The 25,398-nt window shown below is 60.3% G+C and carries 19 protein-coding genes, 1 tRNA gene and 2 pseudogenes; 9 read left to right on the forward strand and 13 right to left on the reverse strand.

From position 1 onward, the window contains the following. Nucleotides 1-61: 61 nt before the first annotated feature. The gene (locus HU230_RS38495) at nucleotides 62-910 is read right to left on the reverse strand and encodes an MBL fold metallo-hydrolase (protein ID WP_176533748.1); all 849 of its coding nucleotides are present in this window, start codon (nucleotides 908-910) and stop codon (nucleotides 62-64) included. A 115-nt stretch (nucleotides 911-1,025) separates the two neighbouring features. On the opposite strand from HU230_RS38495, the gene HU230_RS38500 reads away from it, so the two are divergent. Beyond that, entirely contained in the window at nucleotides 1,026-1,439 is a 414-nt protein-coding gene (locus HU230_RS38500) for a DUF3775 domain-containing protein (protein WP_176533747.1), read from the forward strand. A gap of 185 nt (nucleotides 1,440-1,624) precedes the next feature. On the opposite strand, the gene HU230_RS38505 is transcribed toward HU230_RS38500, so the two are convergent. The 3 genes from HU230_RS38505 to HU230_RS38515 all read right to left on the reverse strand — a co-directional run bounded on the left by HU230_RS38505 (nucleotide 1,625) and on the right by HU230_RS38515 (nucleotide 4,430). Further along, the gene (locus HU230_RS38505) at nucleotides 1,625-2,614 is read right to left on the reverse strand and encodes an NADPH:quinone reductase (RefSeq protein ID WP_176533746.1); all 990 of its coding nucleotides are present in this window, start codon (nucleotides 2,612-2,614) and stop codon (nucleotides 1,625-1,627) included. Nucleotides 2,615-2,780: 166 nt separating this feature from the next. Beyond that, nucleotides 2,781-3,563, reverse strand: coding sequence for an SDR family oxidoreductase (locus HU230_RS38510; protein ID WP_176533745.1), 783 nt, complete (start codon nucleotides 3,561-3,563; stop codon nucleotides 2,781-2,783). 351 nt (nucleotides 3,564-3,914) lie between these two features. Beyond that, the gene (locus tag HU230_RS38515) at nucleotides 3,915-4,430 is read right to left on the reverse strand and encodes a CvpA family protein (protein ID WP_176533744.1); all 516 of its coding nucleotides are present in this window, start codon (nucleotides 4,428-4,430) and stop codon (nucleotides 3,915-3,917) included. Between the two features lie 109 nt (nucleotides 4,431-4,539). On the opposite strand from HU230_RS38515, the gene HU230_RS38520 reads away from it, so the two are divergent. Next, the gene (locus HU230_RS38520; RefSeq protein ID WP_176533743.1) at nucleotides 4,540-5,301 is read left to right on the forward strand and encodes an SDR family NAD(P)-dependent oxidoreductase; all 762 of its coding nucleotides are present in this window, start codon (nucleotides 4,540-4,542) and stop codon (nucleotides 5,299-5,301) included. A 375-nt stretch (nucleotides 5,302-5,676) separates the two neighbouring features. Here HU230_RS38520 and HU230_RS38525 read toward each other — a convergent pair whose 3' ends face one another. Together HU230_RS38525 and HU230_RS38530 are read right to left on the reverse strand one after the other, a co-directional pair. Then, on the reverse strand, nucleotides 5,677-7,284 hold the full coding sequence (locus HU230_RS38525) for a GMC family oxidoreductase (protein WP_176533742.1): 1,608 nt from the start codon (nucleotides 7,282-7,284) through the stop codon (nucleotides 5,677-5,679). A 123-nt stretch (nucleotides 7,285-7,407) separates the two neighbouring features. Further along, entirely contained in the window at nucleotides 7,408-8,841 is a 1,434-nt protein-coding gene (locus HU230_RS38530) for a coniferyl aldehyde dehydrogenase (protein ID WP_176533741.1), read from the reverse strand. 316 nt (nucleotides 8,842-9,157) lie between these two features. Here HU230_RS38530 and HU230_RS38535 point away from each other — a divergent pair. The 3 genes from HU230_RS38535 (at nucleotide 9,158) to HU230_RS38545 (ending at nucleotide 9,835) form a co-directional block, all read left to right on the forward strand. Then, a tRNA-Met gene (locus tag HU230_RS38535) sits at nucleotides 9,158-9,234 on the forward strand. 61 nt (nucleotides 9,235-9,295) lie between these two features. Continuing rightward, the gene (locus tag HU230_RS38540; protein WP_224944018.1) at nucleotides 9,296-9,433 is read left to right on the forward strand and encodes a hypothetical protein; all 138 of its coding nucleotides are present in this window, start codon (nucleotides 9,296-9,298) and stop codon (nucleotides 9,431-9,433) included. Nucleotides 9,434-9,469: 36 nt separating this feature from the next. Continuing rightward, entirely contained in the window at nucleotides 9,470-9,835 is a 366-nt protein-coding gene (locus HU230_RS38545) for a hypothetical protein (protein WP_224944020.1), read from the forward strand. On the opposite strand, the pseudogene HU230_RS38550 reads toward HU230_RS38545, so the two are convergent. From HU230_RS38550 to HU230_RS38560, 3 genes and pseudogenes are all read right to left on the reverse strand, one after another. Beyond that, a pseudogene (locus HU230_RS38550) lies at nucleotides 9,803-10,798 on the reverse strand (recombinase family protein); the annotation flags it as partial. The gene HU230_RS38545 and the pseudogene HU230_RS38550 overlap by 33 nt on opposite strands. Nucleotides 10,799-11,458: 660 nt before the next feature. Further along, nucleotides 11,459-12,100: a hypothetical protein gene (locus HU230_RS38555; protein WP_176533740.1), complete on the reverse strand. Its 642-nt coding sequence runs from the start codon at nucleotides 12,098-12,100 to the stop codon at nucleotides 11,459-11,461. A gap of 45 nt (nucleotides 12,101-12,145) precedes the next feature. Next, a complete protein-coding gene (locus tag HU230_RS38560) occupies nucleotides 12,146-12,415 on the reverse strand; it encodes a hypothetical protein (protein WP_176533739.1) in 270 nt (89 codons plus the stop codon). Between the two features lie 1,169 nt (nucleotides 12,416-13,584). Between HU230_RS38560 and hsdR the strand changes: the two genes are divergently transcribed. Genes hsdR through HU230_RS38575 form a run of 3 tightly spaced genes read left to right on the forward strand, consistent with a single transcriptional unit; the run spans nucleotide 13,585 to nucleotide 19,876 of the window. Continuing rightward, complete coding sequence (gene hsdR, locus HU230_RS38565; protein ID WP_176533738.1) at nucleotides 13,585-17,055, forward strand: type I restriction-modification system endonuclease; 3,471 nt, start codon at nucleotides 13,585-13,587, stop codon at nucleotides 17,053-17,055. Continuing rightward, nucleotides 17,055-18,527 carry a class I SAM-dependent DNA methyltransferase gene (locus HU230_RS38570; protein WP_176533737.1) on the forward strand — a complete coding sequence of 491 codons (1,473 nt, stop codon included), beginning with the start codon at nucleotides 17,055-17,057 and terminating at the stop codon, nucleotides 18,525-18,527. Before hsdR ends, HU230_RS38570 begins: the two co-directional genes overlap by 1 nt. Beyond that, entirely contained in the window at nucleotides 18,524-19,876 is a 1,353-nt protein-coding gene (locus tag HU230_RS38575) for a restriction endonuclease subunit S (RefSeq protein ID WP_176533736.1), read from the forward strand. Before HU230_RS38570 ends, HU230_RS38575 begins: the two co-directional genes overlap by 4 nt. Nucleotides 19,877-21,238: 1,362 nt before the next feature. Here the strand turns inward: HU230_RS38575 and HU230_RS38580 are convergent. Next, nucleotides 21,239-21,442 carry a DUF3606 domain-containing protein gene (locus HU230_RS38580; protein WP_176533735.1) on the reverse strand — a complete coding sequence of 68 codons (204 nt, stop codon included), beginning with the start codon at nucleotides 21,440-21,442 and terminating at the stop codon, nucleotides 21,239-21,241. Nucleotides 21,443-22,002: 560 nt separating this feature from the next. Beyond that, nucleotides 22,003-22,206, reverse strand: a complete 204-nt coding sequence (locus HU230_RS38585; RefSeq protein ID WP_420840821.1) for a hypothetical protein — start codon at nucleotides 22,204-22,206, stop codon at nucleotides 22,003-22,005. A 206-nt stretch (nucleotides 22,207-22,412) separates the two neighbouring features. On the opposite strand from HU230_RS38585, the pseudogene HU230_RS44200 reads away from it, so the two are divergent. Beyond that, nucleotides 22,413-22,876, forward strand: a pseudogene (locus HU230_RS44200) (TspO/MBR family protein). Here the strand turns inward: HU230_RS44200 and istB are convergent. Together istB and istA are read right to left on the reverse strand one after the other, a co-directional pair. Beyond that, the gene (gene istB, locus HU230_RS38590) at nucleotides 22,803-23,666 is read right to left on the reverse strand and encodes an IS21-like element helper ATPase IstB (protein ID WP_166107168.1); all 864 of its coding nucleotides are present in this window, start codon (nucleotides 23,664-23,666) and stop codon (nucleotides 22,803-22,805) included. The pseudogene HU230_RS44200 and the gene istB sit on opposite strands and share 74 nt — an antisense overlap. Further along, on the reverse strand, nucleotides 23,666-25,165 hold the full coding sequence (gene istA / locus HU230_RS38595; protein ID WP_176535224.1) for an IS21 family transposase: 1,500 nt from the start codon (nucleotides 25,163-25,165) through the stop codon (nucleotides 23,666-23,668). The genes istB and istA overlap by 1 nt, the downstream gene beginning before the upstream one ends. Nucleotides 25,166-25,398: the final 233 nt, after the last annotated feature.

Below are 25,398 nucleotides of genomic sequence, written 5' to 3' on the forward strand. Positions count from 1 at the left end.
TCAACCGCCATGAGCGCGCTGCATTGCAGCCAAGCCTTAATTCAAGGTCAGTTCGGTCCGATCACCCCAGCGCGACGAACCTGAAGGCGTCGCCGTCGCGCTTGATGTGGCCGGCATTGAAATGCCCGCCGATCACCAGCGTCGGCGTGTCGGCAAAGCGCGAGAACAATTCGCGCCGCGTCGCGGCCGATTGCTTCTGGTCGGAGTCCGCGGTCGACGACCAGTCGAGGTGATACATCTGGCAAGGATGATGGGCGACGTCGCCGGTCAGCAGTCCTTCCGCGCCGCCGGACTTGATGTGGATGCTCATGTGGCCGGGGCTGTGTCCCGGCGTCGGGATCAGCGTGATCTCCTCGGTCAAGCGATGATCGCTCGGTACCAGCTCGGCCTTGCCGGCATCCGCGATCGGCTTCACCGAGTCGGCGAACACGGCCGCATGCGCGGCATCGTCGCTGTGGTCGCGCCAGTGCTCGAATTCGGTCTTGCCGAACACGTAACACGCATTGGCGAAGGTCGGCACCCATTTGCCGCCGGAGAGTTTCGTGTTCCAGCCGACATGGTCGACATGCAGATGCGTGCACAGCACGGTGTCGATGCTGTCAGGCGCAAATCCCGCCGCGGTCAGCTTCTCCAGGAACGGATCGCTGCGGTTGTTCCAGGTCGGCACGTTGCGGCCCTGCTTGTCATTGCCGAGACCGGTGTCGACGATGATGCGGTGCTCCGGCGTCTCGACCAGCAGCGAATGGATCGACATTTTCAGCCGGCCATCCTCATTGGCGAAATGCGGGATGAGCCAGGGCAGGCTCTGGATCTCTTCCCGGCCGGCCAGCGGCAGGATGAAGCGCGTGCTGCCGACGGTCTCGAGCTCGACGACTTTTGTGATTTTGACCTTGCCGATCGTCCAGTGCATGCGGCGTGCCCTCTCTTTCTTTTATGGCCGGACCATGCGGGTTTCCGCGCGCCGGCGCAATGGATCAAGTCGGCGCCTCCCGCGTTACCGCTTCGTCGGACGAAGGAGTGCGCAAATGCCGGAACTCACAATCTCCCCTGAAAAAGTTGGTTTCTTGATCGAGAAGGCGCGGGAATTCGACGTCAAGGAGGGGATCGTCGATCCGGACTCCGGCTCGAACGGGGCCGATGATGAGATGATCGACGTGCTGGAGGACGACGGTAACGATCCGGTGGCGCGCGAGATCACGGGCTTCATCGATGCGCTGAGCGAGGACGAGCAGGTCGACCTCGTCGCGCTGATGCGGCTCGGCCGCGGCGACGGCACGATCGAGGAATGGGCCGATCTCCGCCGCGAGGCTGCGCGCGGGCGCAACGGCCGCACCGCGAGCTATCTCTTGGGTGAACCGATGCTCGGCGATCTCCTTGCCGAAGGGCTCGACGAGTTCGGCATACCGCCGAGCGACGAGCGCATCACCCCGATCCAGTAGGAAGCAGAAGTGTGTTGTTCTTACCTCGCCCCGCTTGCGGGGAGAGGTCGGATCGCATCGACAGATGCGATCCGGGTGAGGGGGAGCTTCCGCAGTCCCTGCCGTCACCTTCTTCGCGGTGACAGCCCCTCACCCCAACCCTCTCCCCGTAAGAACGGGGAGAGGGGGAAGTAGAGCAACGCGAGTTACCGCGCGCAATCGACGATCACGGTGCCGATCTTGTCGCCCTTCTCGACGGCGAGGTGGGCCTCGGCGGTCTCCGCCAGCGCAAATTGGCCGGCGATGTTGTGCACACGGGTGCCCGACGCCAGCCAGTTCGTGATGTCGGCCTGCGCGGCCGCGAGCAGCGGCGGCGGCAGTGCGAACAGCACCAGCGAGCGCACCGTGATGCACTTTTCCATCAATTCGCGCACCGGCAGTGTCGGCGTGCGGTTGCCGTTGGTGGCGTAGACCGCGATCGTCGAGTTCGGCGCCATGATCTTCAGCGTGATCGCGAGGTTGCCGCCGAAATCGACGTCGATCACGCGGTCGACGCCGCGGTTCTCGGTGAAGGCCATTACCTTGGAGACGACGTCCTCGGTCCGGTAGTTGACGACCGTATCGGCGCCGGCAAGCCGCGCTTCCACGTCCTTCACTTGTGAGCTCACGGTCGCAATCACACGCGCGCCGCCCCACTTGGCGAGTTGCACTGCATAGTGGCCGACGGCGCCGGCGCCGCCGGTGACGAGCACCGTTTGCCCGGAGATCGGACCGTCGGCAAACAGCGCGCACCACGCGGTCATGCAGGGGATGCCGAGCGTCGCGCCGGCCGCGAACGACACGTCCTGCGGCAGCGGCGTCACCAGGTAGTCCGCGAGCGTAATGTACTCGGCCGCGGTGCCGAAGGCGCGTCCGTTGCGCTGGCCGTTGAACAGCCAGACGCGGTCGCCGACGGCAAAACGCGTCACGCCTTCACCGATCTGGTCGATGATCCCCGCGCCGTCGCTGTTCGGGATCACGCGCGGAAATTCCATCGCGCGATAGTTGCCGCTGCGGCGGCCGACATCGGCCGGATTGACGCCGGAGGCCTCGAGACGAACCCTGACTTCGCCAGGGCCGGCGTCAGGCGTCGGCATCTCGCCGACGGTGAGTACCGTCGGCGCCGCGCCTGTTCGTTCGTACCAGACCGCCTTCATCTAGCGCCCCTTTCCGAAGTTCGTGAACTCGTCCAGCGACCTCTTGCGCGAACTTCGGAAAGCAAGAGGGCGCTAGAAGACTCGTGAATCTCTAGTGCCGCTTGACCGATTTGAAGCTCCCAATCGGCCTCGCCGCATATAGTGCAGGAGCTTCAAATCGGCGGCACTAGAGCGTACCCGGGAAGGCGCCGCCGTCGAGCAGCAGGTTCTGTCCGGTGATGAAGCCGGCCTTGGCGCCACACAGGAAGGCGCAGGCGTAGCCGAACTCGTCGGGATGGCCGAAGCGGCCGGCGGGGTTCAGCTTGGCGCGCTCGGCCAGGACCTGCTCGGTCGAGATACCGCGCTTCTCGGCCTCGGGCTTCGCAGTGCCGCGCAGACGGTCGGTCTCGAACGGGCCCGGCAGCAGGCCGTTGATGGTGACATTGTTGATCACGGTCTTGCGCGACAGGCCTGCGACGAAGCCGGTGAGGCCGGCGCGGGCGCCGTTCGACAGACCGAGAATCTCGATCGGCGCCTTCACCGCCGCCGAGGTGATGTTGACGATGCGGCCGAACTTGCGCGCCATCATGCCGTCGACGGTCGCCTTGATCAGCTCGATCGGCGTCAGCATGTTGGCATCGATCGCCTTGATCCAGTCGTCGCGGGTCCAGTTGCGGAAATCGCCGGGCGGCGGGCCGCCGGCATTGTTGATCAGGATGTCCGGATCGGGGCAGGCCTTGAGCACGGCTTCGCGTCCGGCCACCGTCGTGATGTCGCCGACGATTTCGGTGACCGTGATGTCGGGATGGCCTTTACGGATCTCGTCGGCGGTCTGCTTCAGCGCCTCGGCGCCGCGCGCCGTCAGCGTGACATGCACCCCCTCATTGGCGAGCGCGATCGCGCAGGCGCGGCCCAGTCCCTTGCTCGATGCGCAGACGATGGCGCGGCGGCCTTTGATTCCAAGATCCACGAGTTCACTCCCTGTGATGTCGGGTTGGTTTGTAAAGCTTCGATGGCGCCAGTCTAGCCAAGCCCGGCGGCGCCGGTAAGGGACGTGCAATGCATAAGTGCATGCCGGGTCGGAACAGGCGGGGGAATGCGCTCGGGCAAAGCAGGATGAGTTTTGGTTGAATCGGCTTGGCGCGGTCTCGGTTCACCTCTCCCCGCCGGGGAGAGGTCGGATTGCGAAGCAATCCGGGTGAGGGCTCTCGTTCTCTCGATAGATCGTAACCCCTCACCCGATTTGCTGCGCAAATCGACCTCTCCCAAGGGAGAGGTAACCCTCCGACGCCGTTCCAGCTGAACCTAATCTCATCACGCTTTAGATGCGCTGCTCGCGCCGCAGCCGCTCGATCGCCATGGTGGCTTCGGGCGGCAGCGACCGGAATCCGGCCTGTCCGGCCGCGGAGAACAGCGGCCGCAATTGCGATCCGTTGAGGAATTGCGGCTGCCTCGCCAGCGGCACCAGTTGATCGAACACCAGCACCAGCGTGGTCACGACGAGGCCGACCCTGATCGCGCCGAGCAACGCGCCGCCGAGCCGGTCACCGATCCCGATCTCCGAGCCGATGGTGTCGTCGAGCATCGTCCGCGCCATCTTTCCGAGGAAGACGCCGATCAGAAGGAAGAGACCGAACAGCAGCACCCCGTTAGGCGGAAACGGTGACGACGGCAGCGTCGCGATGTGGGGCCCGATCATCGCCATTGCCGCGACTGCGAGCGGCATCGCGACGAGATAGGCCAGGATGGTAACCGCGCTGCGCAGCAGGCCCGTCGTGAAGCCGGTGACGACCGCAAACAACAACCCGAGCGTCACGACGATGTCGAAGAGGTTCATGGATAAGGATTCCTGCCCCGATCTCCTGCGGTCCCCTGGTTGATCAAACCTGCTTACATCAGGGACAATTGTCGCTATCACTCGTCCGCTTCAATCCGGGAACCTGCCGATGTCCGACCTATTCGATGTCAGTAAAGAAATCATCCTCATCACCGGTGCCTCGCAGGGGCTTGGGCGGCAATTCGCCCGCGTGCTGGCGGCGCATGGCGCTGCCGTGGTGCTGGCGGCACGCCAGACCGCAAAGCTGAAAAGCCTCGCGGAGGAGATCAAGGCCAAAGGCGGCCGCGCAGCCGCGGTACAGATGGACGTTGCGGATATTTCCAGCATTGCGAAGGCACTCGACGCCGCGGAGGCCACACTCGGTCCGGTCTCGGTGTTGATCAACAATGCCGGCATCGCGATCGAGAAGCTCGCGACCGAGCAGACCGAGGCCGATTGGGACGCCGTGATCAACGCCAATCTGAAGGGCGCCTATTTCCTCGCGACCGAGCTTTCGCGGCGCATGATCCTGCGCAAGCAGCCGGGCAACATCATCAATGTCGCGTCCGTGCTCGGGCAGGGCGTGCTTAAGGCGGTCTCGCCCTATGCGATCTCCAAGGCCGGCATGATCCAGGGCACCAAAGCGATGGCGCTGGAACTCGTCGGCAGCGACATCCGCGTCAACGCGCTGGCACCGGGATACATCGACACCGAGATGAACCATGATTTCTGGTCGACGCCGGCAGGCGAGCGGCTCGCAAAACGGATTCCGCAGCGCCGCGTCGGTGCCGAATCCGATCTCGACGGTGCGATCATGCTGCTCGCCTCCAACGCCTCGCGCTACATGACCGGCACGGTCGTGACGGTCGATGGCGGGTTTTTGTTGAATTAACTTCGCAGCCCGGATGAAGCGCAGCGAAAACCGCGAACGAAATCTCATCCTGCGGGAACCGTCCTCATCGTCGTCCCTGCTTTCGTGCGCAATTGCGCACTACGCAGGGACGACGTGTTGGAGGGGCCGCGGGGCGTCTGCACGATTTCGGAATAATGGAAGAATGCCGCTGATTTGCCCGACGAGTCAAGTTGCCCTGTCGAACGCCGGCAGCCGCCGGCACCTTTGCATGGGGTTGTTTTCGATATTTTGGCAGTGCGCCCCTGCGACGGCAGTCTCATAGGGTGCGCGAAGGCGCTCTTGCACTGTGCCCACCATCAAGAGCCGCCGACGAAGAGGTAGGCACGCCTTGCTTTGCCCACCCTGCGCATTTGGTCAGCCCGCCCGCATCTCGGCCTTGATCATGTCGGCGGCCTTCTCGCCGATCATGATGGTCGGCGCGTTGGTGTTGCCGCCGATCAATGTCGGCATGATCGAGGCGTCGACCACGCGCAAGGCCTCGAGCCCGTGCACGCGCAGCTTAGGATCGACCACCGCAAGCGGATCGCCGGTGCCCATCCTGCAGGTGCCGACCGGATGATAGACGGTGTCGGAGCGCGCCCGCAGGATGCTGCGGATGTCGTCGTCGGTGCGGACATCCGACGTGAACATGTCCTTCTGCTGCAGCGCGCGCAGCGCGGGCGTATCGAGCAGCCGCTTCGTCATCTTGAAGCCCGCGACCATGGTCTCGACGTCGCTGTCCTCGCCGAAGAAATTCGGATCGATCGCGGGGGCCGCCAGGGGATCGGCGCTGTTCAGCCGCACGCTGCCGCGGCTGGCCGGGCGCAGCAGGCAGACATGGCAGGAGAAGCCGGTGCCCCAGCGCGGCTTGCGGCCGTGGTCTTCCACCATGGCCATGCAGAAATGCAGCTGGATGTCGGGGACGTCGAGCTCAGGTCGCGTCTTCAGGAAGCCGCCGCATTCGGCGACGTTCGAGGTCATCGGGCCGCGCCGCTCGCGCCGGTATTGCCCGATACCCTTGATGATCCGCCCGATGCCGCTCCACGACAGTCCCGAAAAATAAGGTGCGTCGGAGGAGAAGCCGAACACGAAATCGGGGTGATCCTGCAGGTTCTGTCCGACACCCGGCAGATCATGCACGCTGGCGATCCCGTGCTTGCCGAGCGCCGCGGCGTCGCCGACGCCCGACAGCATCAGCAATTGCGGCGACTGGAACGCGCCGGCCGAGAGGATGACCTCGCGCCGCGCGCGCAGCACCTTCTTCTCCTTGCCCTGCATGTATTCGACGCCGACGGCGCGCTTGCCCTCGAAGATGATGCGGGTCGCCTGCGCCTGCGTCTCGATCCGCAGGTTGGGCCGGCGGCCCATGTGGGGATGGATATAGCCGCGCGCGGCGCTCCAGCGCTCCCCATTCCTCTGGGTCACCTGGTAGATGCCGAGGCCTTCCTGTTCGGCGCCGTTGAAATCGTCGCGGATCCGGAACTGCGCCTCGCGCGCGCCCTGCAGGAACGTCTCCTTGACCGGATTGTCGGACTGCAGGCCCGTGACGTTGAGCGGTCCGCCCTTGCCGTGATATTCGCCGTCGAGCTCGGTGTTGTTCTCCGAACGCTTGAAATAGGGCAGGACGTCGGCGTAGCTCCAGCCGGTGTTGCCGAGCGAAGCCCAGTGATCGTAGTCGGCGCGATGACCGCGGATATAGACCATGGCATTGATGGCGCTTGAGCCGCCGAGCCCCTTGCCGCGCGGCTGATAGCCGATGCGGCCGTTCAGGCCCTTTTGCGGCACTGTGTCGAACGCCCAGTTATTAAGCTTGCTCGAGAGCATGAGAATGATGGCGCCGGGCGTGGTCACCACCCAATTGTCGTTCTTGCCGCCGGCATCGAGCACCGCGACCGAGGTCGCCGGATCCTCCGACAACCGCCCCGCCACTGCGCAGCCGCCGGAGCCTGCGCCCACCACCACGAAATCGAATGTGTCAGTCACGTATGTTTCCCCTGGTCTTCGTTCTTATCCGTCATTGCGAGGAGCGTAGCGACGAAGCAATCCATCCCTCCGTTGTGCGTCGCTATGGATTGCTTCGCTTCGCTCGCAATGACACTCTGCGCGTTACGACAACAACCGCATCAGCTTCTCCAGTCGCGCGATCTTCGCGCCATAGGGCGGATAGAGATCGGCGAGCCGGTTGAAGCGCGAGCGGTAGAACACCGGCTTCAGCTTGGTCAGCGTCTTGAATCCCCATTCGCCGTGATAGGCGCCGGTGCCGGACGCGCCGACGCCGCCCATCGGCTGATAGGCCTGCGCGAAATGGAACAGGCAATCGTTGACGGTGACGCCGCCCGACACCGTGCGCGCCAGCACCGCATCGCGGGCGGCGTTGTCGGTGCCGAACCAGTACAGCGCCAGCGGGCGGTCGCGCCGGCTGACGAAGGCGATCGCCTCGGTGGCGTCGCGGGTGCCCAGGACCGGCAGCAGCGGGCCGAAAATCTCCTCCTGCATCACGGTCATCTCGGGCGTCGTATCGACGATCACGGTCGGCGGGAATTTGCGCCTCGCCTTCCACTCGGGATCGTTCGGCGCCGCCGGCTGCATGATGGTCGCGCCCTTTGCGGCGGCGTCGGCGACGAGGCCCTCGAGCCGGGCATAGTGCCGGTCCGAGACGATCGAGGTGTAGTCGGGATTCTTTGGATCGGTGCCGAACATGTGCTGCATGTGGCCTTGCAGCCGCATCGCGAACGGCTGCACCGAGGCTTGCGGCACCAGCACGTAATCGGGCGCGATGCAGGTCTGGCCGGCATTGAGCAGCTTGCCATAGGCGATGCGCTGCGCGGCCTCGTCGAGGTCGGCCGAGCCGTCGACGATCGCGGGCGATTTGCCGCCGAGCTCGAGCGTCACCGGCGTCAGGTTGCGGCCGGCCGCCTCCGCGACCAGCCGGCCAACGCGGGTCGAGCCGGTGAAGATCAGATGATCGAACGGCAGGGCGGCGAAGGCCCTTGCGATCTCGTCGTCGATATCGGTGACCGCGAGCTCGGTGGTGTCGAATTTCTTCTCGATCACCTCGCCCAGCAGCTCGGCGAAGCGCGGCACCAGCTCGCTCGGCTTGATGATGGCGCGGTTGCCGGCGGCGATCGCGGCGACCGCGGGCGCCAGGGTCAGCTGCAGCGGATAATTCCAGGGCGCGATGATCCCGACCACCCCGAGCGGCTGCGGGATCAGCCGGTTCCTGGCCGGCGCGAACTGCAGCGTGGTCGGAATCCTCTCGGGCGCCATCCAGCCCTTGAGGTGCTTGGCCGCATGCTTGATCTCGCCGAGTACCAGCATGGTTTCGGCGATCGCGGTCTCGACGGTGGAGCGGTGGCCGAAATCGGCCGAGATCGCCGCCTCGAATCGCGCCTCGTTCTCGGTCAGCGCGGCGCGCAGGCGGCGCAGCCGGTCGAGCCGCGCCTGCAATGTCGGCGCCGGCTCACTGCGCGACAGCTCGAACTGGCGATGAAAGGCGTCCTCAAGCGCATGCAGCCCCGGGCTCTTCAATGGCCGGTCCATGGCGTTTCCCCTCGAATGACGTGTCCTTGACGGATTTTGTTGGGTGCCAAGCTCCGCTTTTGCGCGCGATCTGGCAAGAGCGGGTTCCCGGCGGTAGATTTGCCAGGAAAACCATCGATTTCGGCGTCACAAAATCCTCAAAAACCCGCATCCGGGGCTTTCCAAACCGTACTCACGTTGATACATACCCCTCGCACCCGACGGCTTCGGTCCGGGTCGCCTTCTCAGGAAGCCCTCCGGACGGATCGATCGGCGCCATCTGATGCGTTGGCCGACCGGCTCGGGCACTCTTTCTGCAAGGCACGCAACGGTTTAACGCGGGGTGGAGCAGCCCGGTAGCTCGTCAGGCTCATAACCTGAAGGTCATAGGTTCAAATCCTATCCCCGCAACCATCGCGCCCTGCGACTCTCCGGCCCCGGTAACGGTGTCAGAGAGTCGCAGGATCGCGGCGAGTTGGCCGTCGATCTCGATTCCCACCGGTTCGCCCGGTCTGCGCGGATGGATCGTCACTTTCTCGATAATCTCACGGATGCCGGCGAAGGCGGCTTGTCGCGCCTCGTCGCCCGAATCCGCCAGCCATTTCTTGAGTGACCTTATTTTGAGCCGGTAGGCGTTGGCCGCGTTGGGATGAAACTCGACCGGATCGGCGCCAACGCCGGCGCGCTCCCGCTCGATCTCGTCGCGCTCGGCTTCCAGAGCCGCCAACCTATCCTGCACGGCTCGAGCCGGCGTGCCGGACACAATCGCATCGACGAGCCGGTTAATCGCGGTATTGACCGTCGTGAGGCGCTTTTCGAGCGTCCTGATGTGGACGGCAGCCCTGCTGTTCAGTTCGCGGCTCATGCGGTGGTATTCGGCGACATATTCGGCGACGAGATCGGGATCGGCGAGGTGATGCTCGATCCCTTTGAGCACACGCTCCTCAACGACGACGCGCGGCACCCCGGTCGCATTGTCGCAAAGGCCGGTCTCACGGCGGCGAGAGCACATTAGGCGCACGCCGCGCTTGTCGGTGCCGCATGCGATCATGCCCGAGCCGCATTTGCCGCACTTCACAAGGCCGGATAACAGATGCGTCGGCCGCGCCTTGTGCGGCGTGCCAGCGCGGTCGCCGACGCGTCCCTGCGCCGTCTGCCACACCTTGGCATCAATGATGCGCAGATGTTCGGCCTCGGCCGTAATCCACTGGTCGCGCGGATTGGGGCGGCTGATCCGCTTGCCGGTCTCCGGGTCTTTGACGAATGATTGCCTGTTCCAGATGATCCGGCCGTCATAGAGATCGTTTTGCAGGATGCCATTGCGGCGCGTACGGCTGCCACCGATCGTCGAGGCATTCCACACGCCGCCGCGCGGTCCTGCGATGTGTTCCCTATTAAGACGAGCCGCAATGTCGCGCGGAGTGTTGCCGTCGATGTAGAGGTCGAAAATCCGCCGCACGGTTTGGGCCTCGGCCTCGTCGATCTCAAGTTCACCGCGCCGGCCCAGCACCGGCCGATAACCAAAGCTGCGACCACCGTTGTGGCGGCCGTCGCGAACAACGCCGGCTTGGCCGCGTCGCGTCTTTTGCGCGAGGTCTTTCAGGTAGAGCGCGCCGACGAGGCCCTTGACGCCCACGTGAATCTCGCCGACGGTGTTATCAACGAATGTTCTGATCTCGACCCGCGCGAAGTTGAGACGTTTGTGGATGCCGGCCAAATCCTCCTGATCACGCGAGATGCGATCGAGCGACTCGGAGACGACTACGGCGAACTTGCCGGCTTTCGCATCGCGCATAAGGCGCTGCAAGCCGAGGCGGTTCACGGTGCTGGCGCCGGAAATACCATGGTCTGAATAGACCTCGACGACCATCAAGCCGTCGCGCTCGCACATGGTACGGCAGAGCGCAACCTGATCATCGATCGATTTGTCGGTTTGCTTGTCTTTGTCGCTAAACCGGGCGTAGATCGCTGCTTTCACTGGTTGTCGCCCCCCTCAACGCCGCCATTCCGGGGCCGATGATCCTCGATTGCGTCGGCACGCGCAAGCGCCCGTACTAGGGCCTTCAACGCTTCCCGCGACGAGTCTCGCGGCGCCGGCGGCGGCAGCGTACTGCCGCGCGCACGCGCGCTTGATTTCTCGTCGAGCATGGTGATCTAGCCTGGAAATTAAAGTACGGTCGTGCAAGCTGCAAGGCAGGAAGGTCCGCGGGAGAACTGCCGCTTTGAAGTAAGGACGCACGGTAGCGCGGCTCGTGTCCGCGCCGGTCCTGGAGGCGCTTTAGGCGCCGGGATGCGAATAAATGGCTTTGCCGCTCATAGTGCCGGCGCCGAACTCGAGACGGCACTTCGCCTCAAGGCCGTGGACTCCAGCCTTCGAGGTGCGTCGGTCAGGCCGTTGCTGCCACTGAGATACCTGATCACCTTCGACGCGTATTTCGGTAGCTTCGACCAACAACCCCAAGCGTTATCGGCGGGCGCAGCCCGATGTGCAGCATGAACGCTGTTTGCAATCGGCTTGACCTTGACGGTCTCCATCACCGATAGAGTGTGGAGCGCCTGTTCGGCGATGGTTTCGAGCGTCAATCAATCACCAAATGCTTAGCATTGGTGTTCGTCTTTCTCTGATTTTCGGCACTGCTTAGTGGGGGCGCGTCCAAGGCGCCGGCAGAGCTGCTGGCGGCAGAGCCACGTAATTCCTCAGTTTGCCGTCAAGAGATCTCGCTAGCCGATCAAGCGATCCGCGCCAAACAGTGTATTCCGCTCTCGCGCGCGCAATGCCGGCAAGATTGATCCATTGCAAAGGGCAATATGCGCCCTCGCTGTAGCGATCTTTGCCGTATCGCTTGCCGTAAACTTTCTGCTTTCCGTTCGCGCCAATCTCAGGCATCGCCTTGGGAGGATAGCGATGCCAATCGGGCGAAACTCCGGCGCGTGAGTGATTTTCGATGAGATCGACTTCATCCACACTGATCCAAGGATTAGCGATTTCATCCGCGAGAGTAAGGAGATCGCCCAGCAGGAATGCTTTCCACTCATGGAGATTGATGGCGATGCTTCTCCGAAGTCCCGTAACGTGATCCGCGATGATCAGCGCGTCGCGATGGGGAATTGCCGACGTTGAGGCCGAGAGACTCGTGCGGATCAGGCACCCGAGCCGAGCATAACGCTCGGTTGCTTGCCAAGCGCTCTGCGGACCACGCGGGCCGAGGCCGGCGCGCTTTGGCAACTCTTCGCGAAATGCCCATTGCAACAGACGCTCAATTTCGACCGAATGCCCCATTCGTTTTCCGCCTGGTTATGATGATGTAGGAGGCTGACACCCTTTTTAGGGTTGCGTCTTCCCAATGCACCCAACCGTGCTGGCAGTCAAAGACCCCCTGACAAATTCAAAACCAGAAAATGAAAGAAAAGCCTGCGGCACAGGCACCTTTTGCATTTTAGTTTGCTTTGCCCAAAACTGATAAGTAAAAATCTCGCCGACCACTATGAACGTAAAGCTTTGTAAAATATGCGAATCTGGGCTCGACATTTTTGGGTAACTCCACAAGCCGTTAAAGAGGGCTGCACCCAAGCGCTTGGCATTTTCAGTACCCATGCAACCTGCGTCGTTGGCCAGTGCGGCCTCCGTTTTGACGTGGCGCGCTGCGATACCCAGGCTTGGATTTTAAACTCAAGGCCGCCTCGCGCTGCGAAGCCTAGCGGCCTTCCAGCGGCTGGTACGCCCGGCCGCCTTGGGCCTCGACCAACCCGCCAAGCACGCGTCGGTACGATCGACGCCTTAGAGCAGAGGCGTCGATGGTGTTGCTGAATCCTCCATCGCCCAAAACTTGGAACTCGCCTTAGTTGCCACCGTAGATTCCAAGCTCGGCAACTTCCTCGATGATGGCCTTGGCGGGGCCAGGTGCCGACTCAGGCATAACGCGTAAGGTCGTGCCCCCGCTTGGGATTCCACGCTCCCGTAATTTAAATAATTGATTTCGCTGTGAGAAATGGTCTGGTTACCATTTTGGCTCTCTAAGGGCGAACGTGTGATCGCTCGGGCTAAGCGTTGCGTTTGGATGTCGTACCGTGTGTTTGAATCCATCTCGGTCCGCCAGTTTGCCCCAAAACTTCGTACCTCGACAGTGAGGGAGGCTCGAAAACGCGCCTGTTTTCGCGTGTTTTTCCGATTCGGAGAATGCCGGCCGTACTTAAAATGCGCCGCGAATGGGCCTGGAGAATGCATTTTTCTCCGAATCCTAGAACGTCGGGAGTCGGTACGGTACGGCATTTTTGCGGGAAACAGAGCCTTTATTGAGAGCTGGTTTTGAATCTCTCTCGCTCAACCAACTACGCGCGACGAACAGTTGGGCTCGGCCACTGTCGTTGCGAGTTGAATTTCGAACTCGCCTTGCCGCCGCATCTGAATCCGAGCAATTGTTCAATTTTCGGTGCATGTGGACGACTAAAAGTTCAGTCGTTTTCAAATAGTTTCTAGGCCGCACCGAGATGGGCTGTTCATGAAGTGGCCGAATTACGAACAGAATGAAAGTGCGACTTTGGCCTACCCGTTGACACCCTCTGCGTCCCCTCAACGGGTCCCCTTTTTGTTCCGGGGGCCCCTCGGGAAATTCATGGCATCCCCCAGTTTCAAAGATAGGGCTTAAAGGGCCGCCGCCGCCAAGCCGCTTTCAGCAGAGTGCGTCTCGGCGTTTCAAAGAGTACGACCTTCTTTCAGGTTGCAGCGGCGCGCCTTATCGCAGATAGATAGCGCGCGGGGGAGGAATGACGCAGGCTGGCAACTTTCAATTCCTAAGGCTTCACGACGCTCGTTTGCAGGCATACGGAGCGGCCGCCGAGCGTTACCTACACGATGACCCCAACACTGCAATTTTCAAGCTTCGACAGTTCGCCGAGCTGCTTTGTAAAATCGTCGCTGCTCGTCATGCCCTATACCTCGGTGAACGAGAGACTTTTGAAGATACGCTTAGGCGGCTCAGCCTCGAACGGATAACACCCAGAGAAGTTGCCGACGTTTTCCATGCCATACGGAAGATAGGCAATCGTGCCGTTCATGAAGGCGAAGGAAGCTTCAAAGAAGCCTTGTCGGCCCTGAAGTTTGCGTGGCAGTTGGGCGTCTGGTTTCACCGGGCTTATGGGAAGCAGCCAAATTTCAAGCCATCACAGTTCGCAGAGCCGTCGAAACCCACCAAGACGGAGATTGATCAGAACGCCGCGCGACTGAGCGAGCTCGAGAAGGAGCTGGCGGCTGCTGTGCGAGCGCTTGAGACTGCCCGCGGCGAAGCGCACGAGAGCGCGCGTGCCCGCGAAGGTATCGAAGAAAAGCTCAAACAAGTTCAAGAGGAGCGAACGCTGTGGGAGGCGCTGGCGCAAGAAGCTGAGCAAGAAAAACTTCGCAGCGTAGCACGGAGCCAAGACTTTAAGCCTCAATTCTCGGAGGACGTATCTGCAATATCGAATGCGCTTCGCATCGTGCGTGATCCGCTCGACCAGGTCCAAGAGCTTGCAAAGCAGACTTCGCAGGTGGAGTTGTCCGAGTTGGTGGTTCGCGGCGAAGAAGCTGCCAAAAAAATCGATCTCGACGAAGCGTCTACCCGAGACCTCATCGACCAGCAGCTCCGCGACAGTGGTTGGGAAGCTGACACAAAATCCTTGCGCCATAGTGCGGATGCTCGACCTGCAAAGGGACGCAATCTTGCAATTGCCGAGTGGCCGACCGCGAGTGGTCCGGCAGACTACGCATTGTTCGTAGGTTTAACGCTGGTCGGCGTGGTCGAGGCAAAGCGGAAACGTAAGAACGTATCGGCCGCCATCGATCAGGCCGAGCGCTATTCGATGGGAATGAAACCCGACGCGGCGTTCTCATTTGCGGAAGGTAGGCCGTGGGGCACCCACGGTGTGCCGTTTGTTTTTGCGGCGAATGGCCGTTCCTATCTGAAGCAGATCGAAACTGAGAGTGGTATCTGGTTTCGCGATACGCGACGTTCGGCCAATCACCGCCGAGCGCTGGTGGGTTGGCCAACCCCTGAAGGCCTTCTCGGGCAGCTCGAAATCAATCCAGATGCCGCTGACACTGCTCTGAAGGACATGCCCTTCGAGTTTGGCTTTCCGCTCCGAGAATACCAACAGGGCGCGATACGGGCCGTGGAAGGAGCCTTGGGCGGTGGTCGCCGTTCGATGTTGCTCGCTATGGCGACGGGTACGGGAAAGACTAAGCTAGCGATAGCAATGCTCTACCGCCTGCTCGAAACGAAGCGGTTTCGGCGCGTCTGCTTTGTCGTTGACCGATCAGCTCTTGGTGAGCAAGCCGCTGGGGAGTTTACGACGACAAAGGTCGTATCGGGAAAGGCCTTTGCCGACATCTTCGGCCTCAAGAGGCTCTCCGACGTGACACCTGAGAGTGAAACGAAGGTCCACATTTGCACCATACAAGGTCTCGTCAAGCGCGTATTGTATGCGGCCGACAGCTCGGAAGCGCCGCCAGTGGACCAATACGACCTCATGGTAATCGACGAGTGTCACCGCGGCTACTTGCTTGATCGGGAAATGTCCGACGCCGAGCTGAGCTTCCGGGGTCAAGAAGACTACATTTCCAAGTATCGCCGCGTACTTGAGTACTTCGACGCTGTGAAAATTGGGCTTACGGCCACACCAGCATTACACACCACTGAAATCTTTGGCGATCCGATTTTCAAATATTCATATCGGCAGGCGGTCATTGACGGCTATTTGATCGACCACGAGCCTCCTGTGCGCATCGAGACGGCATTGGCGCGTGCCGGTATCATCTTCGAGAAAAACAAGCAGTTGGACTTGTTGAATACCCGCACCGGCGAAATCAACTTAGCTCATGCACCCGATGAAATCCGGTTTGATGTCGAGCAGTTCAACAAGCAGGTCATCACTGCGGAATTCAATCGTGTGGTAGCTGAGGAGCTTGCGAGCCACATCGACCCATCGGCCCCGGGGGCTGGGAAGACATTGATCTTTGCTGCTACCGATGCCCACGCTGATATTGTCGTGGCCGAAATAAAAAGGGCGTTCGCGAAGAAATACGGTGATATCGATGACGCGACGGTGAGGAAGATTACCGGGAGCGTAGATCGGGTGGGAACGCTTATTCGTTCGTTCCGCAACGATGCCGATCCTAAGATTGCCGTCACTGTCGACCTGCTTACGACCGGGGTGGATGTACCATCCATCACAAATCTGGTGTTTCTGCGAAGGGTCAACAGCCGCATCCTCTATGAGCAAATGATCGGCCGAGCGACGCGGCTGTGCCCCGATATTGGCAAGGAAGTGTTCCGCATCTTCGATGCCGTGGACCTGTATCCGCATTTGCAGGAATTGACGGACATGAAGCCGGTGGTGGTCAACCCATCAATTAGCTTCGAGCAGCTCCTCAAGGAGCTGGTGACGGCAGATAAAGACGCTCACCGGGAAACCATTCGCCAGCAGCTTGCTGTGAAGCTTCGCCGAGCCATGAAGAGGCTATCGCCCGAAGCGCGCGTCAAGTTTGAAGCCGCGGCCGGAGAAGCGCCTGAGGCGACCCTGAAGCGCATATTGGACGCAAAGCCCGCAGCGCTGTCGGAATGGTTCTCGTCTCGGTCGGCGGTTGGGCCGATCCTGGATTGGCAGGGTGACGGAGACGGGCAACCACGCTTCATGCCTATCTCGCATCACCCCGACGCGGTTATAGCAGTCACGCGCGGATATGGCGCGGCGAATAAGCCGGAAGATTTTCTAGAGGGCTTTGAAGCCTACGTGCGCGACAACGTTAACACTGTAGCAGCCTTGAAACTCGTGGTTCAGCGGCCGCGCGACCTAACGCGGGCGGACTTACGAGACCTTCGCGCTGCGCTCGATTTGAAGGGGTATTCGGAGGTTAATCTCCGTCGGGCGTGGGCCGACGCCAAGAATGTGGATATCGCCGCTTCCATCATTGGCTTTGTCCGGCAGGCGGCCTTAGGTGACCCGCTGGTGCCTTATGCGGATCGGGTGAAAGCCGCGATCCAGCGGGTGTTGATCGGCAAGAATTGGAGTGATCCTCAAAAGAGGTGGCTCCGCCGCATCGCCGAGCAAGTCGAGAAGGAAGTCGTGGTTGACCGCGACGCCCTTGATCGGGAACCTTTCGCAGCTGATGGCGGATTTGCGCGCCTTAATAGGGTTTTCGATGGCGAGCTTGAGAGCTTGCTGAGTAGCATCAACGAGGAAATGTGGAAGAAGGCGGGGTAATGTCAAACACAACCGACATCGTCGCGAAACTTTGGTCATTATGCCATATCCTGCGTGACGATGGCATCACGTACAACGAGTATGTGACCGAGCTGACATACTTGCTCTTCCTCAAGATGCTTGAGGAGACAAAGAAGGAAGAGCGGCTTCCCAAGGCATACCGCTGGCGCGAACTGGCGAAGCGCGACGGCCTCGATCAACTCGACTACTACAAGCGTCTGTTGCTCGACCTTGGCAAGGCAGAGGTAAAAGACGGTTTGGTCCGTGCCATCTTCGTAGATGCGCAGACGCGCCTTCGCAAGCCGACCAATCTGAAGGCGCTGACTTCAAGTATTGATCAGCTTGACTGGTTTTCTGCTCGTGAGGAGGGGCTCGGTAATCTTTACGAGGGTCTATTGCAGAAGAATGCCGAGGATAAGAAGTCAGGTGCCGGACAGTATTTCACGCCGCGACCTCTGATCGATTGTGTGGTGCGCTTGCTGAGACCGCAGGTCGGTGAGGTAGTACAAGACCCCGCCGCAGGTACAGCAGGCTTTCTGGTCGCGGCTGACCGCTATATTAAGGATAAGACCGACGATTTGTACAAGTTGACGGAGCAACAAGGCCATTTCCAGCGGCATAGTGCGTTCATTGGCGCGGAGTTGGTCCCCGACACCCATCGTCTTTGCCTAATGAACCTTTTGCTTCATGGCATTGAGGGCGGCGTGGACCTCGCGGATACCCTTTCGCCGGATGGAGAGCGGTTACCAAAGGCCGACCTTGTGCTGACCAATCCGCCGTTTGGTACCAAGAAGGGCGGCGGCAGACCAACGCGATCCGATTTCTCGATTACGGCCGATACATCTAATAAGCAATTGGCTTTCGTCGAACACGTTGTCCGCGCCTTGAAGCCGGGTGGCCGGGTGGGGATGGTCGTGCCCGACAACGTTCTATTTGAGGATAATACAGGCCGTCGAATGCGCACATGGTTGATGGAGCTTTGCAATCTCCACACCATTCTTCGGCTGCCGACCGGTATCTTCTATGCGCAGGGCGTTAAGACAAACGTCCTGTTCTTCCAGCGTGGCAAGACTGACAAAGCGAATACCAAGTCGACTTGGGTTTACGACATGCGTGCGAACATGCCTGCTTTTGGCAAAACGCGGCCGCTCACAGTCGACGATTTTGCAGCGTTCGAGAAAGTCTATGGTAGGGATGCGAACGGCAGAGCCGCGCGGAAGGACGAGGGCGAAGGTGGACGTTGGCGTTGCTTTACGCGCGAAGCAATCGGGGCGAGAAACGATAGCTTAGATATTTCGTGGTTGCGCGACACAGAAGCCGAAGCCGAAGAAAAGTTGACCGATGCAGAGGATATAGCAGCAGCAATCATTGGGCACTTGAAGGCTGCGCTTGAAGATATCGAAACGGTTTCTGAAGAATTGGAAATCAACGAAGCTGAAGGAGCCGCCGGTCTATCGGAGGCGGCTGAATGACCATTCCGAACAATTGGAGCCAAGTTACGATTTCGGATGTAACCGAAAAATTTGAGACGGTTGATCCCAGAAAAACGCCGAACAAAACATTCAAGTACGTGGACATCGGATCGATTGACAATAAGTCTTGTACAATCGCCAATCCGAGCGCGATCCGGGGTGCGAAGGCCCCATCGAGAGCGCGCCGCGTCATTCGCGCTGGAGATACGCTGTTTTCGACCGTCAGAACCTACCTCAAGAACATTGCGATTGTTCCCGCGGAGCTTGACGGACAGCTAACATCTACCGGCATTGCAGTGCTCAGGCCCAATGGCGCCGTCGATAGTAGATATCTTTTTCGATGGACCTCAGCGGATCAATTTGTAGACGCGGTATCGCTGTCGCAGGACGGCACGATGTATCCAGCTGTTTCGGACCGCGATGTTTCTGAAGCAGCGATCCCTCTGCCTCCTCTGCCGGAACAACGGCGAATTGTGGCAAAAATCGATGGCCTGCTCTCAAGCACGGATCGTGCGCGCGAACAGCTCGACTGCGTTTCGCGGCTGGTAGAGAAGTATAAGCAAGCAATCTTGGCGGCTGCTTTTCGAGGCGAATTGACGCACGAGTGGCGCACTGCGAATGCGTGCAATGGATCATGGGAGAAAACTTCTCTCGGCGCGGTCATAACAGACATCAGGTACGGCACTGCAAAGAAGTGTAGCTACGATGGTGGGCCGGTTAACGTGTTGCGAATTCCAAATGTGCAGCGCGGCCGCATTACGCTGGACGACATTAAGTCAGCCAAGTTCAGCCGGGATGAGGTGAACGCCCTTCAACTTGAGGAGGGTGATATCCTCGTAATCCGGTCGAACGGGAGCCTCGATCTGGTGGGACGTTCTGCCGTCGTTCAACGACAAGCGAAGGGAATGCTTTTTGCGGGATATCTTATCCGTCTAAGATTAGATCGTACCTTGGCGTATCCTGAGTTGATCCAATATTGGTTGCGGGCTCCGGAAACGAGAGCGCAGATCGAGAGCTTGGCTAAGTCCACAAGCGGCGTGAACAACATCAACAGCACCGAAATTCGGAACCTCACACTATTGCTTCCCAGCCTCGATGAACAGTGCGAACTCGTCCGTCGTATCGGAGCGTCATTCGCTTGGATCGACGGTTTATCTTCCGAGGCGGCCAACGCGCGAAAGCTGATTGATCACTTGGATCAAGCCATCCTTACCAAGGCGTTCCGAGGTGAACTCGTCCCCCAAGACCTAAGGGATGAGCCGGCAAGCGCGCTCTTGGCGCGTATCGGCGACCAGCGTCAAAATGCTCCCGCGCCCGGTGCCGCGCGCCACCGCTCAAAGGTTAAATAGGCCGCTTGGGTGTGGTACACGTTTGTGGTATCAAGGGACAGGCAAGACGAAGAATTTTACTTGGAAAACAAGGGTTTCCTATGTGACGCGCCGCCTCGTTCCGGGCGCGCCAACCATGTTGTCGGCGGTCGAATAGACCGATATTCCATAACGTTCGATGAGCGAAATCGAGCCGAGGAAGTCTGCGCCTGACGCTTCGGTCTTTCCTCAGTCTCAAGCAGTGGGCGAGGCGGCAGCGTCAGTCGATAAAGAGAGGCCGCAGATTTATGCGGCCTCTGTCTTCTAATCAGTGAGTCACCACCAATGGCGGTGATGATGCCGCCAACCGTAGTGATGGCCACGACCACCGTGATGGCCCCACCCGTGTCCATGCCCATGCCCATGGCCGCCTCTGACCTGGATAACTCCATCGTCTGTGCTACCCAGGGTATGCGGCGTTGCCATCGGCATGGCCGATGCCGACAAAATTGGCGAGAGCGAAAAAGCACAGCCAATAAATGCGATTGCGAGAAGCCGTTTCATCTTATAAGTCTCCACCCGTTTTGACTAATAACCCAACAGATTATCAGTTGCGTGTTGGAATGCCCGCTGAACGATGCGTTCACCTCCGGTTCACGACGGCTGCGTCCGCAAAATAGAACTCGGCAAGCTCTTGCGATGGCATCGACCAAGAGCCTGATGAGCAACATTCATGGAACGTCGTTCGGATCGGGTGGTTGGTTGGCGGGCTCACTCTGGAGTAAAACGAAGCGCGCGATCATCGCACTTTCTGCGGCATGCCTGATGGCTTCGAGCACCGCCTTCTTCGCACAAGGCGTCTCGAGCAAATCTCCCGGCCATGAGATGCAAGACAGGGGCTCCAAGAAGGGAAGCCCTGGCGCCTCGGGCTATGCGCCTGGACAGGAATTGCAGGCAAGAGGCTCGAAGGCTGGCGGCCCCGGCGCCTCGGGATACGCTCCCGGTCAGACGACAGGGACCAACACTGGAATGAAGTCGGGCGGCTCGACCAGGTCCAAGTAGCCGGCTTGCGGGTCTTCCCAGCATTCGGCTGGGACGACCCGCGTTATCTCGGCCTGGGGCCGCGCGGCGCGGTGGCAAAGTTTAGACCTAGAACCTTGGCTCTGAGCCGTACTGCTGATTCGCTGCGGCTCATCTCGACGGCGATGTCGACAGCGTAGCGACCTTCCGTGATGAGCTTATGCAGAAGGTCGTCTTCAGCGGGATCCCAGGGGCGGTTCTTTGGCATCGTGATGCAAAACAGTCTGTAGGGCCAATTCGTACTGGCGAGCCTTTTCAAGCAGCGCGTCTCTGACTGGACCAGGCGGCAGCAGCGCGGCCTGCCTGCGCGCCTCCCGTGCACATTCAGCGCTGACTTCTTGTTCTCTCGTCACGATTCGCCTCCAGCTCCTTGCGGACGGCCGCGGCAGAATTCCCGACTTTATCGACGACCTTACGAAGCTCTTCCTTCGAGACACCCAGCGCATGAGCCCAGCATTTCATTTGATCGGGCGCGTGCAGATCGATTTTTGAGCGTTCGAATTGATCTTTCTTCGTAAGGCTGTTCATTCTCAAACAACTGCGGCTTAGGCGCAACGTTCCTAAGTAGGAACTGGTGGTCTGTTTCGTGTGTTCATCCGATCAGGAGGTGCCCCATGGCAAACGCAAGCGACCGGGCTCACTTATCGGCAAGAAGGGCCCACGCAAAGCCAACCCAAAGTACAAGCGCCGTTCGCGCCAGCCCTGGACGGATAAAGAAGTCAAACAGCTTCGGTCGCTGGCGAGAGCGAACATCCCAACAGGCGTCATTAGCCTAAAGATGGAGAGGCCGAAGGGCTCGATCGCGAGCAAAGCGTAGCGGGAAGGCATCTCGCTACGGCCGATAAACCGCTCACCGTACAACCGCCGTAAGAAGATCACGCGGCGCTAATTCTTGGGAGGCGGGTTCTCCTCGAGGACCCCGCTCACATCGGGCTTCTCAACGCCTACATCAATGTCGTCGGAGCTGTTGCACGCGCACCTCATCCCTGCGCCACACTGGCACCCCCGCGGATCCTTCGTCCACGGCAAATGCGGATGGTTTTCGCAGACCGAGCCCAAACCGCCGCAGATCGAACAATTAGGATTGATCATGCTGCGAGCAGGCGCTTGTAGCGCCGATATGCGTCGATGGCATGGTTCGCTAGCATCAGTGGCCGATGCTCACCAGCCCGCGCCATGTCGTCGATGTTTCGAAGAAGGAAGCGGCTCGCGTCGACAGGATCTGTGATTTCGCCGGAGCGCTCAAGGAAGTCCCAGGCGATCTGAATCGACTTCTCGACGAGGATTGGCAACAGCTCACTCATAGGAGTCAAGAACAGACGTCGATCTCGATGGTTCCTGTTGCAAATTTCGCCGACTCGCAGGCGCATTATCTGCCCCTGCCGGAATAACTTAGCGTGCCATCGGGCACGCCGCGAATGGCGCCCCCGGGGTAATTGACCCGTCGATGCCTGTATTGTCCTATTCCTGACCGTTGCTGAACGGGCAATATCGGATCATGAAAGCACGAAATCGAAGTCTGCTCATCTTTCTTGTAGCCGTTGTCGGTGTTGGTTGGCTGATCGGCGCAACCAACTTGCCGGGCGCATGGTACGCTGGGCTGCAGAAGCCGTCATTCAATCCTCCAAACTGGGTGTTCGCGCCACCTGGTCCATTCTGTATGTGATGATCGCAATCGCCGGATGGCGTACCTACCTACAGGAGATTAATGGCCCCGCCTTGCAAGTTTGGCTCGGACAGATGGTGCTTAATTTTCTTTGGTCTCCCATCGTTTTCCGATTGCACAGCCTGGCTATGGGACTTTCGGTCATCGTTCTGCTGCTGGGTTTGATACTGTTTTTTATAGTCCTGCAACGGCAGGCCAATCGGCTCGCTGCGCTTCTATTTGTCAATCGGCGTTCGACTGGGACCCCCTATCGGCATCCAAAAGTGACCCCTTTGATCGGCGTGCTCTGCTGGTAGCGCTCGGGTCGTCGGAGCTGGTCGGGGTTGCGGAGACGGCGCGAGCGCGGGTTGTTTGAACATCGTCGCGGCTTTTGAATCGCCAGCTGTCGTTGCCGGTCTCGACGATGTCGCAGTGATGGGTCAATCGGTCGAGTAGCGCGGTGGTCATTTTGGCATCACCGAACACACTGGGCCATTCGCCGAACGCAAGATTGGTGGTGACAATGATGGAGGTGCGCTCGTAGAGCCGGCTGATGAGATGGAACAGGAGCTGACCGCCGGATTGCGCGAACGGCAGATAGCCCAGCTCGTCGAGAACGATGAAGTCCATGCGGGTCAGATGCTCGGCGAGCCGTCCCTGCCGACCGTTGCGGGTCTCGGTCTCGAGCCGGTTGACGAGGTCGACTACGTTGTAGAAGCGTCCTCTGGCGCCATCGCGGATGCAACTTCTGGCGATGGCAATGGCCAGGTGGGTTTTGCCTGTACCGGTGCCGCCAACCAGCACGACGTTGCGTTGTTGGGCGATGAAGCCGCCGCCAGCGAGATCATTGACGAGAGTCTGATTGATCGGCGTGCCGTCGAACTGGAAGTCGGCGATGTCCTTGGCGAGCGGCAGCTTTGCAATGGTGAGCTGGTATTTGATCGACCTGGCTTGCTTCTCGTTGATCTCGGCGTTGAGCAGGTCGCCGACAATGCGTTGAGGCTCGTGCTGGCGCTTGACGGCAGTTGCCATGATCTCGTCGAAGGCAGCCTTCATGCCGTAGAGCTTAAGTTCGCCCATGAGGTCGAAGATTTGGGTTCGTTCCATCAGATGGTCCTCCGGAGGTTGTCGTAGCGGGCACAATCGGCGATCGGTGCATGACGGAGCGTCAGTGCGGCCGGCGTCATGATGTTGGCCGGTGGGGCGGGTTCACGTTGACGGGCCAGGATATTGAGAACGACATCGGCGGAATGGACGCTGTGACTGAGCGCTTCGGCACAAGCCGCTTCCACCGCGGACAGACCGTCAGTCAGCACCGCGGTGAGGATGTCGACCATCTGCCGATTGCCATCGTCGGTGCTGGCCAGCTTGCGCCGGATCCGCTCGATCGCGGCCGGCAGCACCCAGTCTTTGAAGGGAGCACCGTTGCGCAAGGCGCCGGGTTTGCGGGCGAGCACCGGCACATAATGCCAGGGGTCGTAGACGGTATCGCCGCGGCCAAAGGATCGCGGGTGCTCGGCAACGATACGTCCATCCTGACGGATCACGATGCGATCGGCATAGGCTTGAACCTCGACCGGTCGTCCGACTGCACTGGCTGCGACCGAGTACTTGTTGTTGTCGAAGCGCACCAGGCAGGTCTTCGAGACCGATGCTGTCACCGCATGGAAGCCGTCGAAGCGGCCGGCATAGGGAACGAGTTTGGGGCGTTCGGCTTCGAACACGTCCCAGATCGTCTGATCGACCAGCTCCGGATGGCGATGAGCCTTGGCGTAGGCGATGCACTTGTCGAGCAGCCAGGCGTTTAACTCGTCGAGGTTTTTGAACCGCAGCCGCGGCGTGAAGAGGCGCTCCCGGACCAGCCCGACCTGGTTCTCGACCTGCCCCTTCTCCCAGCCCGACGCTGGCGTACAGGCGACCGGATCGACCAGATAGTGGCTGCACATCTGCAGGAAGCGGCGATTGTAGAGACGGCCTTTACCGACAAAGATCGTCTCCACCGCGGTCTTCATGTTGTCGTAGATGCCGCGGGTGCAGGTGCCTTTGAACAGGGCGAATGCCCGGTCGTGGGCGTCGAACACCATCTCCTGCGTCTCCCGCGGATAGGCCCGCACGAACAGCATGCGACTGTGACAGAGCCGAACATGAGCAGCCTTCACCATCACCGTGGTGCCGCTCAGCAGGACCACCTCGTGGCTCCAGTCGAACTGGTAGGCTTCGCCTGGTGCAAAGCTCAGCGGCACATAAGCCGACGCTGTCGAGGTGCCGCGTTCCTTGGTCCACCGTCGGGCGTATCGACGAACCGCATCATAGCCGCCGGCATAACCCAGGCCGCGGAGTTCCTCGAATAGCCGGATCAGCGTCAGCCGTTCCCGCGCCGCCTTGCTCTCATTCCCTGCCAGCAACCGATCAAGCTCGGCACTCCAGGCACCCATCTTCGGGAGCGGCTGCGTCTCGCGCTCGTACCGGAACTCCGTCGCTTGAGAACGAATGACCTTGCGAACCACCTTCCGCGATACGCCAAGTTCTCGGCAGATCGCCTTGATCGGACGACCATCAACAAAGTAGGCGCGACGGATCTTACCAATCGTCTCCACCACCAGCATCCCAACCTCGGCTTCCATGACTCGATGGAAGCCACTGTGGACCCTTATCCCGGGGTCCCGATTGGATGCCGATCACCCCGAAACGGGGTCCTTATTCCATGCCGAAACACACCTCGGCCGCTTCGTACAGGTTTCACCAAAGCTGTATGCTGCCTTTGATGCCGACGATCGCCCACTGGGCCGCTTTCGTGGCCGACGCGCTGCATACGCTGCAATCTCCAATCATTCGAACT

It is taken from the genome of Bradyrhizobium quebecense, from assembly GCF_013373795.3.
Taxonomy (GTDB): domain Bacteria; phylum Pseudomonadota; class Alphaproteobacteria; order Rhizobiales; family Xanthobacteraceae; genus Bradyrhizobium; species Bradyrhizobium quebecense.

What these genes read in the sequence shown, in the direction of transcription:
- HU230_RS38530 (WP_176533741.1), bottom strand. Translation starts at nt 8,841, where the DNA reads ATGGACCGGCCATTGAAGAGCCCGGGGCTGCATGCGCTTGAGGACGCC.
- istB (WP_166107168.1), bottom strand. Translation starts at nt 23,666, where the DNA reads ATGGAACGAACCCAAATCTTCGACCTCATGGGCGAACTTAAGCTCTAC.
- hsdR (WP_176533738.1), top strand. Translation starts at nt 13,585, where the DNA reads ATGACGCAGGCTGGCAACTTTCAATTCCTAAGGCTTCACGACGCTCGT.
- HU230_RS38495 (WP_176533748.1), bottom strand. Translation starts at nt 910, where the DNA reads ATGCACTGGACGATCGGCAAGGTCAAAATCACAAAAGTCGTCGAGCTC.
- HU230_RS38560 (WP_176533739.1), bottom strand. Translation starts at nt 12,415, where the DNA reads ATGGGTACTGAAAATGCCAAGCGCTTGGGTGCAGCCCTCTTTAACGGC.
- HU230_RS38500 (WP_176533747.1), top strand. Translation starts at nt 1,026, where the DNA reads ATGCCGGAACTCACAATCTCCCCTGAAAAAGTTGGTTTCTTGATCGAG.
- HU230_RS38515 (WP_176533744.1), bottom strand. Translation starts at nt 4,430, where the DNA reads ATGAACCTCTTCGACATCGTCGTGACGCTCGGGTTGTTGTTTGCGGTC.
- HU230_RS38520 (WP_176533743.1), top strand. Translation starts at nt 4,540, where the DNA reads ATGTCCGACCTATTCGATGTCAGTAAAGAAATCATCCTCATCACCGGT.
- HU230_RS38580 (WP_176533735.1), bottom strand. Translation starts at nt 21,442, where the DNA reads ATGAACAGCCTTACGAAGAAAGATCAATTCGAACGCTCAAAAATCGAT.
- HU230_RS38555 (WP_176533740.1), bottom strand. Translation starts at nt 12,100, where the DNA reads ATGGGGCATTCGGTCGAAATTGAGCGTCTGTTGCAATGGGCATTTCGC.
- HU230_RS38575 (WP_176533736.1), top strand. Translation starts at nt 18,524, where the DNA reads ATGACCATTCCGAACAATTGGAGCCAAGTTACGATTTCGGATGTAACC.
- HU230_RS38570 (WP_176533737.1), top strand. Translation starts at nt 17,055, where the DNA reads ATGTCAAACACAACCGACATCGTCGCGAAACTTTGGTCATTATGCCAT.
- HU230_RS38545 (WP_224944020.1), top strand. Translation starts at nt 9,470, where the DNA reads ATGAAACTCGACCGGATCGGCGCCAACGCCGGCGCGCTCCCGCTCGAT.
- HU230_RS38505 (WP_176533746.1), bottom strand. Translation starts at nt 2,614, where the DNA reads ATGAAGGCGGTCTGGTACGAACGAACAGGCGCGGCGCCGACGGTACTC.
- istA (WP_176535224.1), bottom strand. Translation starts at nt 25,165, where the DNA reads ATGCTGGTGGTGGAGACGATTGGTAAGATCCGTCGCGCCTACTTTGTT.